The organism is Xanthomarina arctica, assembly GCF_014638915.1.
Taxonomy (GTDB): domain Bacteria; phylum Bacteroidota; class Bacteroidia; order Flavobacteriales; family Flavobacteriaceae; genus Xanthomarina; species Xanthomarina arctica.
Window position 1 is genome coordinate 524,342 of sequence record NZ_BMFQ01000001.1, and the last position, 15,227, is coordinate 539,568.

Annotated in this window: 14 protein-coding genes; 10 read left to right on the forward strand and 4 right to left on the reverse strand. The window is 33.1% G+C overall.

What is annotated here, in order from left to right; all coding sequences use genetic code 11:
- Nucleotides 1-10: 10 nt before the first annotated feature.
- The 3 genes from IEV77_RS02275 to IEV77_RS02285 are packed head-to-tail and all read right to left on the reverse strand — an operon-like array spanning nt 11 to nt 3,371.
- Complete coding sequence (locus IEV77_RS02275) at nt 11-1,372, reverse strand: MATE family efflux transporter (RefSeq protein ID WP_188461432.1); 1,362 nt, start codon at nt 1,370-1,372, stop codon at nt 11-13.
- Nucleotides 1,372-2,409 (reverse strand): ferrochelatase, encoded by a 1,038-nt coding sequence (gene hemH / locus IEV77_RS02280; RefSeq protein ID WP_188461434.1) that lies wholly within the window; start codon nt 2,407-2,409, stop codon nt 1,372-1,374. The genes IEV77_RS02275 and hemH overlap by 1 nt, the downstream gene beginning before the upstream one ends.
- Before the next feature lie 53 nt (nt 2,410-2,462).
- Complete coding sequence (locus IEV77_RS02285; RefSeq protein ID WP_188461436.1) at nt 2,463-3,371, reverse strand: helix-turn-helix transcriptional regulator; 909 nt, start codon at nt 3,369-3,371, stop codon at nt 2,463-2,465.
- 188 nt (nt 3,372-3,559) lie between these two features.
- Here IEV77_RS02285 and hemA point away from each other — a divergent pair, with 188 nt between their 5' ends.
- The 8 genes from hemA (at nt 3,560) to hemB (ending at nt 12,150) form a co-directional block, all read left to right on the forward strand.
- Nucleotides 3,560-4,819 carry a glutamyl-tRNA reductase gene (gene hemA, locus IEV77_RS02290; RefSeq protein ID WP_188461438.1) on the forward strand — a complete coding sequence of 420 codons (1,260 nt, stop codon included), beginning with the start codon at nt 3,560-3,562 and terminating at the stop codon, nt 4,817-4,819.
- An 81-nt stretch (nt 4,820-4,900) separates the two neighbouring features.
- Nucleotides 4,901-6,481 carry a hydroxymethylbilane synthase gene (gene hemC, locus IEV77_RS02295; RefSeq protein WP_188461440.1) on the forward strand — a complete coding sequence of 527 codons (1,581 nt, stop codon included), beginning with the start codon at nt 4,901-4,903 and terminating at the stop codon, nt 6,479-6,481.
- A gap of 119 nt (nt 6,482-6,600) precedes the next feature.
- Nucleotides 6,601-7,626: a uroporphyrinogen decarboxylase gene (gene hemE, locus IEV77_RS02300; RefSeq protein WP_188461442.1), complete on the forward strand. Its 1,026-nt coding sequence runs from the start codon at nt 6,601-6,603 to the stop codon at nt 7,624-7,626.
- Nucleotides 7,627-7,637: 11 nt separating this feature from the next.
- The gene (locus IEV77_RS02305) at nt 7,638-8,201 is read left to right on the forward strand and encodes a GNAT family N-acetyltransferase (protein ID WP_188461445.1); all 564 of its coding nucleotides are present in this window, start codon (nt 7,638-7,640) and stop codon (nt 8,199-8,201) included.
- Nucleotides 8,202-8,251: 50 nt separating this feature from the next.
- Nucleotides 8,252-9,160: an oxygen-dependent coproporphyrinogen oxidase gene (hemF, locus tag IEV77_RS02310; protein WP_188461447.1), complete on the forward strand. Its 909-nt coding sequence runs from the start codon at nt 8,252-8,254 to the stop codon at nt 9,158-9,160.
- A gap of 17 nt (nt 9,161-9,177) precedes the next feature.
- On the forward strand, nt 9,178-10,725 hold the full coding sequence (locus IEV77_RS02315) for a serine hydrolase (protein WP_188461449.1): 1,548 nt from the start codon (nt 9,178-9,180) through the stop codon (nt 10,723-10,725).
- A 36-nt stretch (nt 10,726-10,761) separates the two neighbouring features.
- The gene (locus tag IEV77_RS02320) at nt 10,762-11,151 is read left to right on the forward strand and encodes a YchJ family protein (RefSeq protein WP_188461451.1); all 390 of its coding nucleotides are present in this window, start codon (nt 10,762-10,764) and stop codon (nt 11,149-11,151) included.
- A gap of 6 nt (nt 11,152-11,157) precedes the next feature.
- Nucleotides 11,158-12,150 (forward strand): porphobilinogen synthase, encoded by a 993-nt coding sequence (hemB, locus tag IEV77_RS02325; RefSeq protein WP_188461453.1) that lies wholly within the window; start codon nt 11,158-11,160, stop codon nt 12,148-12,150.
- A 75-nt stretch (nt 12,151-12,225) separates the two neighbouring features.
- Here hemB and IEV77_RS02330 read toward each other — a convergent pair whose 3' ends face one another.
- Nucleotides 12,226-13,068 (reverse strand): sensor histidine kinase, encoded by an 843-nt coding sequence (locus tag IEV77_RS02330; protein ID WP_188461455.1) that lies wholly within the window; start codon nt 13,066-13,068, stop codon nt 12,226-12,228.
- Nucleotides 13,069-13,603: 535 nt separating this feature from the next.
- On the opposite strand from IEV77_RS02330, the gene IEV77_RS02335 reads away from it, so the two are divergent.
- Together IEV77_RS02335 and IEV77_RS02340 are read left to right on the forward strand one after the other, a co-directional pair.
- Entirely contained in the window at nt 13,604-14,698 is a 1,095-nt protein-coding gene (locus IEV77_RS02335) for a CNNM domain-containing protein (RefSeq protein ID WP_188461457.1), read from the forward strand.
- The gene (locus IEV77_RS02340) at nt 14,698-15,171 is read left to right on the forward strand and encodes a methylated-DNA--[protein]-cysteine S-methyltransferase (RefSeq protein WP_188461459.1); all 474 of its coding nucleotides are present in this window, start codon (nt 14,698-14,700) and stop codon (nt 15,169-15,171) included. The genes IEV77_RS02335 and IEV77_RS02340 overlap by 1 nt, the downstream gene beginning before the upstream one ends.
- The last annotated feature ends 56 nt before the right edge of the window (nt 15,172-15,227 follow it).

Below are 15,227 nucleotides of genomic sequence, written 5' to 3' on the forward strand. Positions count from 1 at the left end.
TTAAAAGTAATTAGTCGGTTTCTACTGGCTGGGTTAGCAAGGTAGATTTTATTTCTTTATTTAAGTAATAAGCTGTTACTATGGTCGCTAAAACATCTGAAATTGGAAACGACATCCAAACCCCTAATTCGCCATAAAACATTGGTAAAATAAGTATTAAAGGAATAAAAAAGAAGCCTTGTCTGGTTAAAGTCAATAAAAGTGCAGGAATAGCTTTTCCAATAGCCTGAAAATAAGCTGCTCCAATAAGTTGAATTGCAACAATTGGGGTGGCTGCAAAAACCCAACGCATTGCACTTGGCGTTTCTTTGATAACTTCGGCGTTGTCTGTGAATAATCTAGTAATGGCTTCTGGAAATACCATGAGTAAAACAAAAATGATAGTCGCCAAAATAACAGCATATTTTATGGCTGTATTAATTACTTCTCTCACTCTTTCATATTTTGAAGCCCCATAATTAAAACCGGCAATAGGCAAAAACCCTTGGGTAATTCCAAAAACTGGAAACAAAGCAAACATGAGCATTCTTCCAACAATGGCATAGGAAACAACGGAGGTTTCGCCACCAAGATCAAAAAGAATGTTATTCATAAAAAGATATGTAATACTTACAACAGCTTGTCTTGCTAGCGTTACAGCTCCTAAGGAACCTATCTCTTTAACTATGTGTTTTTGAAGTCCTATATGCGAAAAATTTATTTTTAATTCTGAATTTTTAGAAGCGAAAAACCACAAAACAAAACCAAAACACAGCAAATATGAAATTGTAGTTGCCCAAGCAGCACCTTCCATACCATAATCCAATATATTGATAAATACATAATCCAAAATCAAATTCCCAACGGATGGAATCATCATAGCATACATGGCAAATTTAGGTTTGCCTTCTGCTCTAATTACATTATTTCCCATCATACAAAAAGCTAGAAATGGCACGCCATATAGCACAATGGTATAATAGGTTTTTGCTGGCTCGAAAATAGCGCCTTTTCCTCCAAAAGCAGGAATAATAGAATCGACAAAGTACAGTCCTAGAAAAACTAAGGCAACGGTAAACAAAAGAGTTAATGTTATCTGATTTCCAAAAGTTTTTAAAGCTTTTTCAGGATTGTTTCCTCCAAGAGCTCTTGAAATAATGGAAGAACCACCAATTCCAATAGACATTCCAAGGGCAGCAATAAAAAAGGAAACAGGTAATACCACATTAATAGCTGCAATGGCTGTAGAACCAATCCAATTTCCAACAAAAATGGTATCTACAAGAATGTTAAGCGACATCACCAAAATACCTATAGATGCAGGAACTGCTTGCTTAATAAGTAGTTTTCCAATGGGTTCTGATCCTAGATTTTGTGAAGAGATTGTAGCCATTAAATTAGTTCTGCTATGCTTGGTTCTGCCCAGTTTTTAATCCATTTTGCAAGTAAATTCACCCAGGCTTCATCATCATTCAAACACGGAACCGTAGTAAAATTTTCACCACCAATTTCATGAAATATCTCTTGTCCTTCCATGGCTATTTCTTCTAAAGTTTCCAGGCAATCACTTACAAAAGCTGGAGTTACAATAGCCATATTTTTAATGCCTTGTTTTCCTAAACGCTCTATCGTTCTATCTGTGTAAGGTAGTAACCAAGGGTCAAAACCTAAACGAGATTGAAAACTGGTAGAATATGATCCTGGTTCGAGCTGAAGTTTTTCTGCTACCAACCTAGTGACCTCCAAACATTGATGTTTGTAACAATACTCATGCGCTTTAGATGGCGTGACACAACAGCTTTTATCAATTTTGCAATGAGATTTTGTGACATCGCTTTTAAAAATATGTCTTTCTGGAACGCCGTGATAAGAAAATAGTAAATGTTCAAATGGATGGTTCTCCAAATGTTTAGAAACACTAGCACTTAATACTTCAATATAATCTGGTTTATTATAAAATGCAGGAAAATCTGTAATTTTTATACTCGGAAAATGTTGTTTTCTAATCTCTTCAGCTAACACCACAATAGTTTCGGTTGTAGCCATAGCAAATTGTGGATACAAGGGAAATAATAACACTTCATTTACACCTTTATCTACCAATTCTTGAAGCCCTTTTTTTATGGTCATCGTACCATAACGCATAGCCAAAGCTACAGGGTAATCTTCAACTTTTTGTTGTACTTTTTCCTGAAGTCTTTCTGAAATAACAATTAAAGGAGAACCTTCTTCCCACCAAATTTTCTGATAAGCTGCCGCAGAGGCCTTGGGTCTGGTATTTAAAATAATCCCTTTAACAAGAAGTGTTCTTGCCCAAAGTGGCACATCTATAACACGTTCGTCCATTAAAAACTCTCCTAAATATTTTTTTACATCTTTAGGATTTGGACTTTCTGGTGAGCCTAAGTTTACTAATAATATTCCTTTCATATTCATATCCCTAGAAAGCGGGAATTCTATTAATTAATAATACAAATTAAAAATTACGCCTGCGAAGATACCGACATTATATATTTTTTTGGAGTGGTTCCATATTTCTTTTTAAATGCCGAAATAAAATGACTGGACGTGCTATAACCTACTTTTAAACCTACTTCATTTACATTATGACTTCCAGATTCTAAAAGCTTTCTGGCAAATTCCATTTTATAATCGAATAAGAAACTAAAAACAGAATCGCCATAAATTTCTTTAAACCCTTCCTTAAGTTTTTTTAAACTTAATTGAATTTCATCTGCCAACTCTTGTAAGGAAGGCGGTTCTGCCATTCTAGAAATAATAATGTCCTTTGCTTTTCTAATTTTAATCACATTGGTTTCATCAACTAAAAAAGGACATTGTTCAATATTAGCATCTTCACTTCTATTAAAATACAGACTCAATAATTCATAAGCTTTTCCTTTAAAATATAAATTCTTTATAGATGAATTCAAGTTATAATTTATCAGCTGATTTAATACAATAGCCATCGATGGTGAAATTTTCCCTTCCTTATAATATTTTTTATCCTTATTATCTCCACTTAAAAACGTGATATAATCTGCTTCTTGGGAAAATAAACTATGAAATTTTTTAATAGAGATCAATACAGAAACCAACCAGGAATGTGGATTTACAATTAAATGAATGGGTAAATCTCTTTGCGGATTATAAAGTAGAAGCGAATTTTCATCTTGAATATCCAAGACATAACTCCCTTCGTTAAAAATAAATTTACTTAAACCCTTCACGCAATAATGAAATTGAATAAAACTACTATCTATCTCACGTTCAAGAGTTTCAATAACACCGCTTTCATTTTGATATGTTAAAACAAAAAAATCTTGGTCAATTTCAACTTCCTCAAAAGTTCCTTTAGCGATGTTTTCTTCAGTATTAAAAGATGAATTCATTCTGTTTTATTTAGATTGATTCTAAACTGATATGTTTAAAAGCATTGATACAAGGGCAAAAGTATGACATTTATCATGTTATATTAAAAAATTGAGTTAAAAATCGAGCAGCGATACTTAAAGTTCTTTGAGCGTTACTTTTTGTCTGAACATAAAATTACTTTTGTTTCCAAATTCCCAAATCAGGTATGGAATATATGAATACATCAAAAACAACATATTTCTACGCTATTGGTCTAAGCTACAAAAAAGCCGATGCCGAAATTAGAGGTCATTTTAGTTTAGATGAAAATTCTAAATCAAACTTATTACAGCAAGCTAAAGAAAATGGTATTGAAAGTTTAATAGTTACTTCTACTTGTAACAGAACAGAAATTTTCGGTTTTGCTGAACATCCTTATCAACTCATCCAATTACTTTGCGAAAACACCAAAGGAACGGTCGAAGAGTTTCAAAAAGTAGCATATATCTTTAAGGGGAAAGAGGCTATTTCTCACATGTTTAAAGTTGGATCAGGATTAGATAGTCAGATTCTTGGGGATTTCGAAATTATCAGTCAGCTTAAAACAAGTGCTAGAAATTCTAAAAAAGTGAATTTATTAAATGCCTTTTTAGAACGTTTAATAAATGCGGTAATTCAAGCTAGCAAACGTATTAAGACAGAAACAAATATTTCGTCTGGAGCAACTTCTGTTTCTTTTGCCTCCGTTCAATACATTATGAAAAATGTAGAGAATGTTACCAATAAAAACATCTTGCTTTTTGGTACAGGAAAAATTGGGAGAAACACTTGTGAAAATTTAGTAAAACATACCAAAAACGAACACATTACTTTAATTAACAGAACCAAAAATAAAGCTGAAGAAGTAGCTGGAAAATTTAACTTGTTAGTTAAAGATTATGCTAATTTACAAGAAGAAATAAATCAATCCGATGTATTAATTGTTGCTACTGGAGCGCAAAACCCAACGGTTGATAAGCATTTGATTCAATCTAAAAAGCCCTTATTAATTTTAGATTTATCGATTCCTAGAAACGTGAATGTGAATGTTTCAGAATTAGAGCAAGTAACCTTAATTCATTTAGACGATTTAGCTCAAATTACAGACGAAACTTTAGAAAAACGCAAAGCACAAATTCCACAAGCAAAACAAATTATTCAAGAAGTAGAAGCAGATTTTAATTCTTGGTTAGAAACTAGAAAATTTGCTCCAACCATTAGAGCTTTAAAGCTAAAATTAAACGATTTTAAAATTGCTGAATTAGACACGCAACGTAAAAAACTATCTGGTTTTAACGAAGAACAAGCCGAATTAATTAGCAATAATATCATTCAAAAGATAACCAATCATTTTGCACATCACTTAAAAGATGATGCGATTACTACAGATGAAAGCCTGGAACTTATAAAAAAGGTATTTCAATTAGATGCAACAGCAACTATGTAAACATGAATGAAGTAAGACGCTTTAAAAGGTGTTATCTTTGTCGAAAATTTAAAAATCATCTTTCAGATGAAACTATAAAACATGTCTAAAATAATTAGAATAGGTACACGCGATAGTCAATTAGCGCTATGGCAAGCCAAAACAGTACAAAACCTGTTAAAAAAATTAGGTCATAAAACCGTACTCGTACCAGTAAAATCTACTGGCGATTTAGTTTTAGACAGACCCTTACATGAACTTGGAATTACTGGTGTTTTTACTAGAACCCTAGATATTTCCATGCTCAATAACGATATTGATATTGCAGTACACTCTTTAAAAGATGTCCCTACTGTTTTACCTATTGGCATTGTACAAGCGGCAGTTATAAAACGTGGAAATATTAAGGACACTCTAGTTTTTAAAAATAACGAAGAGTTTTTATCAAACAAAGATGCTATTATAGCAACTGGAAGTTTACGTCGACGTGCGCAATGGCTAAATAGATATCCAACACATACCGTTGTTGGGTTACGAGGAAATGTAAATTTAAGGCTTCAAAAACTTGAAGAGAGTGAAGATTGGAATGGCGCTATTTTTGCCGCTGCTGGATTGGGTCGTTTGGATTTAACTCCAGAAGATGCCATCAATTTAGATTGGATGGTTCCTGCACCAGCACAAGGAGCAATCATGGTTACAGCTTTAGCAGAAGACGAAGAAATTAGAGCAATCTGTGCTGAAATTAATCATGAAGAAACAGAAATTTGCACAACCATAGAGCGTAAATTCTTAAATCTACTTGAAGGAGGTTGTACTGCTCCAATTGGTGCTATTGCCTATATTAAAAATGAAGAAGAAGTAGTTTTTAAAGGTGTTTTATTAAGTCCTGATGGGTCTAGAAAAATTGAAGTTACTAGAACCGAAAAATTGGGCGGACATCACAATATTGCACAATTCTGTTCTAATTATATTATAGAAAGAGGCGGAAAAACGTTGATGGATGGTATAAAAAACCAAAACATACAAACCAATGTTTACTCTACAAAATCTTTCACCGAAGGACAGGAGTTACTATTTAATGAAAAAATTTCTGCAAAAAGTAACGATGCCATTAAGATTAGTTTGAATAGAATATCGTTAGCTACCTTAAAAGTTCCGATGCAGAATGTTGTTATTACAAGTAAAAATGCTGTAGAAGCCATTTTAACAAACTGTCCTGCCGAAGAATTAAAATTCAAAAACATTTATTGTGTTGGGCGTCGTACCAAACGCATGGTTGAAAAACGCATTGGAAAAGTTACACATACTGAAAATAACGCTAAAGATTTAGCCAATTATCTAGTTGAATATATTGATGGTACTGAGGTTACTTATTTTTGCAGCGATTTAAGATTAGATCACTTACCTCTAATATTAGAAGAAAATAATATTAAAGTTAACGAAATTGAAGCTTATCAAACAAAGTACGATGCTATTGAAGTAGATGAGAATATTGAAGCTATTATGTTTTATAGTCCATCAACGGTTCAAAGTTATATTAAGAAAAACCATGCAAATGGAATTGCCTTTTGTATTGGAGAATCTACGGCCTTGGAAGCTAAAAAACATTTTCAGGATGTTAGAGTTGCAAAAGTTCCAACTGTAGAAAGTGTTATTGAATTGGTAAACGAACATTATATCTAGTATTCCTATTCCTGCCAGGTTTTAAAAACCTGGCAGGTCTAAAAAGTGTCCCAATAAACACAACAATAATTGAAGTACAATTAAAATAATTCCTGTAGTAAAGGGAATGACATAAAAATATGATTAAAAACGATTTATTTTTAAGAGCATTAAAAGGTGAAACAGTAGATCGTCCACCAGTTTGGATGATGCGTCAAGCAGGGCGTTATTTACCTGAATTCATGGCCATAAAAGAAAAATACGATTTCTTTACACGTTGCCAAACTCCAGAATTAGCTAGTGAAATTACGGTGCAGCCTATTCGTAGATATGGTATGGATGCCGCTATTTTATTTAGCGATATTTTAGTGATTCCTCAAGCCATGAACATAGAAGTGCAAATGAAACCCAATTTTGGACCTTATTTGCCAAATCCGATTCGCTCTCAAAAAGACGTCGATAACGTTATTGTACCAGATGTTACGGTAGCTTTAGATTATGTATATCAAGCCATAAAAGCTACAAAAGAAAAATTAAACAACGAGGTTCCTTTAATTGGTTTTGCAGGTTCTCCATGGACTATTTTATGCTATTGCGTACAAGGACAAGGAAGCAAGAACTTTGATAAAGCTAAAGAATTTTGTTTTACAAACCCTGTTGCAGCCCACCAATTACTTCAAAAAATTACCAATACCACCATTGCTTATCTAAAAGAAAAAGTGAAAGCTGGTTGTGATGCTGTCCAAGTTTTTGATTCTTGGGGAGGCATGCTTTCTCCAGTAGATTATCAAGAATTTTCTTGGCAATATATGCAACAAATAATCGATGCTTTAAAAGATGATGCACCTGTAATTGCATTTGGAAAAGGATGTTGGTTTGCACTGGATGAGATGTCAAAATCTGGAGCCTCAGCTTTAGGTATCGACTGGACTTGTTCGGCTAAAAATGCTCGTTATTTAACAGGTGGAAACATTACATTACAAGGAAATTTCGATCCTACAAGATTGTTTTCTCCTCCTGCTGAAATTAAAAAAATGGTTCACCAAATGATTAACGAGTTTGGAAAAGATAAATATATCGTGAATTTAGGTCATGGAATTTTACCTAATATTCCTTTGGACAATGCCAAAGCATTTATTGACGCTGTAAAAGAATACAAAGCTTAACAAAATGAAAAATGACTTTTTCAACTGAAACATTTAAACTTGAAGCTCTCAAACCAGAGGACGCTCCAAGTTTAAATGCTTTAATGATTTCTAATGGTAAAAATTTTCAGCAATTTTTACCTAAAACCTTAGCACAGAATTTATCTAAAATTGATTCTGAAATTTATATTTCTAAACAGAATAAGGCCATAAAAGAACGCACCGAATTTACTTATGCTATCAAAGACATTGAAACAAATGTTGTTGCTGGTTTAGTGCTTTTAAAAAGCATAGATTATAATTTAAAGCAAGGCGAATTTGCTTATTGCATTGGAAAAAAATTTTCAGGGAAAGGATGGATCACACAAAGTATTAATTCCTTTACAAAATTTGCTTTTGAAGAACTAGGTTTAGAAAATCTACAAATCATTATTCATGAAGCAAACACAAGTAGCGTCAATGTTGCTAAACGATGTGGTTTTACCTGGACTAAAACGCTTAAAGATGAATTTATTAATTCAGACGATATCGCTTTAGATATGGAGCTTTATGAGTTGCAATATGAAAGACAAATCGTCAACCTGCAAGGTCTTTGAGACCTGATAAGTTTAAATAACATAAAAAACACCTTTTATTTAATACCGGAATGAAAGATAAATTTTACAAATACATCCAAGAATTACAAGATAGCATTAGCTCAAAACTCGAAACAGTAGACGGCAAAGCTAAATTTCAAGAAGACCTTTGGGAACGCCCAGAAGGTGGAGGAGGCAGAACACGTGTTATTGAAAACGGACAAGTTTTTGAAAAAGGTGGTGTTAATATTTCTGCTGTTCATGGCGAATTACCTGAAACCATGCGAAATCATTTTGGTGTAAAAGACGCCAACTTTTTTGCTTGTGGTTTAAGTTTGGTCTTGCATCCTAAAAATCCCATGGTTCCTACAGTTCATGCTAATTGGCGCTATTTTGAAATGTACGATCTAGAAGGAAATATTGTAGATAGTTGGTTTGGTGGTGGACAAGATTTAACGCCTTATTATTTATTTGAAGAAGATGCCAAACATTTTCATCAGACTTGTAAAACAGCTTGCGATCGTCATAATACCGATTTTTACCCAAAATATAAAGCGCGTTGCGACGAATATTTTTACAATGCCCACAGAAATGAAGGTCGAGGCATTGGAGGTCTATTTTTCGATTATTGCAAAGTTTCAGACGATATGAGTATGAAAAACTGGTTTAACTTTGTTTCAGAAGTTGGTGACAGTTTTCTAGAAGCCTACGTTCCAATTGTTGAAAAACGCAAAGATTTACCTTATACCGATGCACAACGTACATGGCAAGAAATTCGTCGTGGGCGTTATGTAGAATTCAATTTAGTTCATGATAAAGGAACCCTTTTCGGCCTTAAAACAAACGGAAGAATTGAAAGTATTCTTATGAGTTTACCACCACATGTGCAATGGGTTTATAATCATCATCCTGAAGAAGGAAGTGAAGAAGAAAAATTGATCAAAATATTAATGAATCCAAAAGAATGGATTATTTCGTAAAATTTAAATAATTAAAAATGAAAACAAAATTCTCTATTTTATTATTTTTAATATCCTGTGTTTCCTTTTCTCAAATTGAAGAAAAAAAATTAGATGAACTGATTCAAAATACGTTAAAAACTTTTGATGTTCCGGGTATGTCTGTCGGAATTATTAAAGATGGAAAAACTATTTATTCAAAAGGATTTGGCGTAAGATCTTTGAATACAAATCAAGAAATGACTGATGAAACGTTAGTCGGAATTGCATCAAATTCAAAAGGATTTACAGCAACAGCTTTAGCCATCTTAGCAGATGAAGGAAAGTTAAATTTTGATGACAAAGTATCTAAACATATACCAGAGTTTCAAATGAATGATGCTTATGTTTCGCAACAAATAACAATCAAAGATTTGATTACTCATCGTGCTGGTCTGGGTTTAGGACAAGGGGATTTGATGTTTTTTCCAGAAGGAGGAACACTTACGGTTGATGACATTATTTATAATGTAAGATATTTAAAACCTGAAAATTCTTTTAGAAGCACTTTAGATTATAACAATATTATGTTTATTGTTGCTGGTGAAATTATTCATAGAGTTTCTGGACTTTCCTGGTCAGAATTTATAGAACAAAGAATTCTAAAACCTGTAGGAATGACTTCAAGTTATGGAAGTTATAATAACGCAAAAACTGCAAATGTTTCAAATATTATTGATGCTCATGCACCAATTGATGGCAAGGCAGTTGCTGTTCCTCACGATTGGAATGAAACCGCAAATGCTGCTGGTGGAATTATAAGTAACATTAAAGATATGAACACTTGGGCAGAATTTTTAATGAATGGTTTTACAACAAAAGAAGGAACAAAGCTTGTTTCAGACAAACAAATTTATCAATTATGGAATCTTCAAATCGCAACACCTGTTTCATTTAAAAATGCCTATAATTCTAATTTTGGCGGGTATGGATTAGGTTGGTTTTTAACCGATGTAGAAGGACACAAACAAGTATATCATACTGGTGGATTAATAGGAACAGTAACACAATTTACTTTAATTCCAGATATGAAATTAGGAATTGTTATTCTTACCAATCAACAAAGTGGCGCCGCTTTTAGTACAATTACCAATACTATAAAAGACTCATATTTAGGTATTGAAGATAGAAATTGGCTAACACAGTATGACGAGAGAATGACAAAGAGGAATGCAGAATTTGAGAAAGAAAAACAAGACATTTATTCAAAATCAGATGCTTTTAAGAAAGATAAAAAAAACCAAATAAAAAATGAGCAAATTTTAGGAACTTACACCGACGATTGGTTTGGTGATGTACTAATTTTAAACGAAGGAAATACGTTACGAATTTCTTGCAAAACATCTCCTAGATTAAAAGGTGAATTAGTTCCTTATACTTCAAATGTAATGATTGCAAAATGGGATGATAGAAGTTATGATGCCGATGTATTTGTGAATTTTCAATTCGATGAAAACGGAAAAGCTCAAGGAATGACATTAAAACCAATTTCTGATATTACTGATTTTAGTTTTGATTTTGAAGATTTAGATTTGAAGAAAAATTAATAAACCTATTACGAAATCCAATAGCCTAGGTTTAATATGACTTGTTACTGCGGAAATAATAAAACCTATAAAGCATGCTGTGAAGTCTTTCATTTAAACAAAGAAAAAACGGAAACAGCACAACAGTTAATGCGTTCTAGATATAGCGCTTTTGTATTAGCCAATGGCGATTATTTAATGCAAACCCATCATATTTCTACAAGACCTATATCAGAAAAAAAAGCGATTGTAAAATGGGCAAAATCTGTAGAATGGATCAAACTTGAAGTTCTAGAAACAACTAAAGGTTTAGGAAATGATACCGAAGGCACAGTAACATTTAATGCTTTCTTTCATGAAAATGGAAACGTAGACGTTATTCATGAAAAATCTGCTTTTATAAAAGAAAACGACACATGGTATTACCTAGGTTATGCCAAAAATTAGAAAATTATGTATCCTATTAAAAGAAACCGAAGACTAAGAACAAACGAAGCTATTAGAAGCTTAGTTCGTGAAACCATCATCTCTCCAAACGATTTTTTAGTCCCACTTTTTGTGGTTGAAGGAAAAGGTGTCAAAGAAGAAATAGCTTCCATGCCAAACTATTATCGTTTCAGTTTAGACTTGCTTGAAAAGGAAGTCAAAGAACTCTGGAAACTGGGTTTAAAATCGGTTTTACTTTTTGTAAAAGTACCAGATAATTTAAAAGACAATGCTGGAAAAGAAGCTGTAAATCCAAAAGGTTTGATGCAACGAGCTATTAAAACGGTTAAAAATGCCTGTCCAGATATGTTAGTCATGACAGATGTGGCTATGGATCCATATTCAAAATATGGCCACGATGGCATTATAGAAAATGGCATTGTTTTAAATGATGAAAGTGTCGATTTACTTACCGAAATGAGCTTATCTCACGCCCAAGCTGGGGCCGATTTTGTTGCTCCAAGCGATATGATGGACGGTCGAATATTAAGCATACGTGAAGCTTTTGAAGACGAAGGCTTTTTCAACACCGGAATCATGAGTTATTCTGCTAAATATGCTTCTGCTTTTTATGGTCCTTTTCGCGATGCCTTAGATTCTGCTCCTGTAGATTTAAAGAATATTCCAAAAGACAAAAAAACCTATCAAATGGATTATGCTAACCGTTTTGAAGCTCTTAAAGAAACCGAAATGGATATTTACGAAGGTGCAGATATCGTGATGGTAAAACCAGGTTTATGCTATTTAGATATAGTTCGAGAAATAAAAAACGAAGTTGATGTACCAGTTGCTGTTTATCAAGTTTCTGGAGAATATGCCATGCTTAAAGCCGCGGTAGAAAAAGGTTGGTTAGACCATGACGCAGTTATGATGGAACAAATTACAGCTATGAAACGAGCTGGAGCAGACATAATAGCTTCCTATTTTGCTAAAGATGTGGCGAAATTATTAAACAAATAAAATCACCTATAATAAAACACAAAAGACTTCTTATCTTTTAAAGATTTGAGGTCTTTTTTTATTTTTAAATAAAAATTAAGCTGGAATAGAAACCACAAATTTAGCACCTTTACCTTGACCCTCACTAAAAGGCTCAATAGTACCAGCGTGTTTCTCTACAATTTTTTTAGTTAAATAGAGCCCTAAGCCTGTTGTTGGCTCGCCACTAGTCCCTAAATGACCTGGTACGAATTTACTAAATAGGGTGTCTTTGGTTCTTTCATTAAAACCCGTCCCTTGATCTTGTATGATAATTTGCACTGAATTTTTATCTGAAATTTCTGAAATATGTATTTCCCCATTTTTTTCAGAAAACTTAATTGCATTATTCAACAAGTTTTCAAAAACCTGTTTCATACCTAAGGAATGACCGTGTAGTTTTACATGTTCCGGGATGGTGTTAATAACGGACAAATGTTTTACTTCAATGCGTTTTTTATAATCGTAAATAATTTTATTGATCATGCTCGAAACCGGTATAGATTCAAAATTCTTATACCCAATCTCTATATGTTTAGCCTTTAAAGCTTTCAGCATTTCTTCAAGAAATTTAAGTTGTTTGGTAACAATCTCACTCAATAAACTCAAGTTTTCTGCACGTTGTTCCGGATCATCCCCATCATCATTTAAAAAAGTGATTATATCTAGAGATTGTAGAATGGGAGTTCTTAAATCGTGAGAAATCAACTCGATAATATCTTGTTTTTCCTTATCTACCTCATCCAAACATTCTATGGTATATTGAATATTCTTCAACATTTCCCCAACCTCATCCGTATAAGTAATTGGCAAGTCTGGAACGACATCATGATCTACAAATTCTTTCAAAGCTACTTCTCCTTTTATAATGGGGCTTAGAAGCGCATTTAGAATTTTCAAAGTCAATGCTGTGGCGCCAAGTGTCAATACTAGGGTAATTATAATGAAGGTAGTCGTTGAAATCGAAGTCGAAAAAAGCGCAAATAATATAATACCCAATAATGGAATATGAATACCCAAAAAAGCTATGAAAAGAAATTTGTAAGAATATTTTTTCAGAAAGGGTATCTGAGAAAGAGAATGATAGATTTTCATGTTTAATAAATTTGATGTCAACTTTATTATTTAAGCAATATGATGTTTATTTTAGTCAATCATAGCCAAATTTTGTTAATTTCAGGACATTGAAATCAAACTATTCTGTATAAATTTAAACGACTTTACTATTCATGATATGGCATTCAATTTTGATCTGCCCTTATTTCTGACATTACAAAAAACAATAAAATTAAGTACATAGATTGCCTGTAATGAAATTGTTTTTAACTCTTTTAGAAATAATGGATTAATGAAATATAGCTTGTTAAAATTCTTCTTAGCATAGAGTCAAACTCTTATAATATCCTTAAATTAGCAGGATATAAAACACACATCAATGAGCACACTCCTTTTATGGGCAACCGTTTCTATATTTTTTTCATTTCTATGTTCCATTCTGGAAGCCGTTTTACTAAGCGTTACTCCAACCTTTATTAATGTGAAAAAGCAAGAAAACAAAGAGTATGCTTTCAAATTAGAAACTCTTAAAGCCGATGTTGATCAACCTTTAATTGCCATTCTTACCCTAAATACGATTGCACATACCTTAGGCGCTATGATGGTTGGTATTGAAGCTGAAAAATTACCTTATAAAATAGAGATCTTCGGAATAAATACAGTGGGTATTGTATCGGCTATCATGACTTTGCTTATTTTAGTTCTTTCTGAAATTATACCTAAAACAATAGGTGCATCACATTGGAAATCCTTAGCCGGGTTTACTGCAACAACTCTTAATGTTTTAATATTTCCTTTAAAATATACGGGTATTTTATGGCTATTAAGACTCACAACCAAACTTATTGGAGGTAGCGGACATGGCAGTGTTTTAAGTCGTGAAGATTTTCATGCCATGACCAACATCGCTGAGGAAGAAGGTGTTTTTCAAGAATCTGAATCTAAAGTTATTAGAAACCTGTTAACTTTTAAAGAAGTCCTTGCAAAAGATGTCATGACGCCTCGAACCATCATGTCTATTGAAGATGAAAACCAAACTGTTGAAAGTTTCTTCAAAAAAAATGCCAATATTAAATTCTCCAGAATTCCTGTTTTCACGAACAACCCAGATAATATTACTGGCTTGGTTTTAAAAGACGAGGTATTTAAAGAAATGGCTTTTGGAAATGGAAGCAAATTACTTACAGATATTAAGAGAAACATCATTATTATCAACAGAAGCATGCCAATTCCACGTTTGTTTGAGCAATTGGTTGAAAGTAAAAATCACATGGCTTTAATTGTAGATGAATACGGCTCAGTAAGTGGTCTTGTTACTATGGAAGATGTTATTGAAACTCTTCTCGGTTTAGAGATTATGGACGAAAGTGACGATGTTCCAGATTTACAGCTTTTGGCTAGAAAAAGTTGGGAAGCACGTGCCAAACGTCTTGGATTAATTAATGATGAAGAAGAGGAAGACCCTGAAATCTAATGGAAGACTGTATCATTAATTCTCCTTTAGGTTTTACCAAAATAACTGGTGACGACGATGGTATTTCATCAATCACCGTTTTAAATTCTGAAGAGAAAATTACAGATATTATTCCAGAATGTCTTCAAGATTGTGTTTATCAGCTCAACGAATATTTCGATGGTCAAAGAAAACATTTTGACCTGCAATTAAATCCTCAAGGTACAGATTTCCAAAGAAAAGTTTGGGATGCACTATTAACCATTCCTTCTGGTAAAACATTTTCATATCTAGAACTCTCTAGACAATTAGGTGATGTAAAAGCGATTCGTGCGGTTGCAAATGCTAATGGAAAAAATCCTCTATGGATTGTAGTGCCTTGTCATCGTGTTATTGGTAGCGATGGAAGTCTTACGGGTTATGCTGGAGGTCTACACAGAAAACAATGGTTGCTGGAGCATGAAAGTCCTTTCAAACAACAATCCTTGTTTTAATTAAAGGTCTGATTTTCTTTAATATTTCATATTCAACTAAAAAACATATCTTTAGT